The organism is Pseudomonas yangonensis, assembly GCF_009932725.1.
In the GTDB taxonomy this organism is placed as follows: Bacteria; Pseudomonadota; Gammaproteobacteria; order Pseudomonadales; family Pseudomonadaceae; genus Aquipseudomonas; species Aquipseudomonas yangonensis.
Window position 1 is genome coordinate 1 of the sequence record NZ_BLJU01000081.1, and the last position, 251, is coordinate 251.

The following is a 251-nucleotide window of genomic DNA, read 5'->3' on the forward strand; positions in this document are numbered from 1 at the left end:
CTCATGCGCCAGCTTGGTCATGCGCACTTCGGTGTATCGCATGGCCGCGGCGTTGTCGCCGTCCACCGAACCGAAGTTGCCCTGGCCGTCGACCAGCAGATAGCGCAGGGAGAAGTCCTGTGCCATACGCACGATGGTGTCGTATACCGCGATGTCGCCGTGCGGGTGGTATTTACCGATCACGTCACCGACCACACGGGCGGATTTCTTGTAGGGCTTGTTCCAGTCGTTGCCCAACTCGCTCATGGCGT

At 61.0% G+C, this 251-nt stretch carries 1 protein-coding gene; it reads right to left on the reverse strand.

From position 1 onward, the window contains the following. Positions 1–251, reverse strand: a 251-nt coding sequence (locus GYB81_RS23570) for a DNA gyrase subunit A (RefSeq protein ID WP_161897981.1), incomplete at both ends; no start/stop codon positions are given.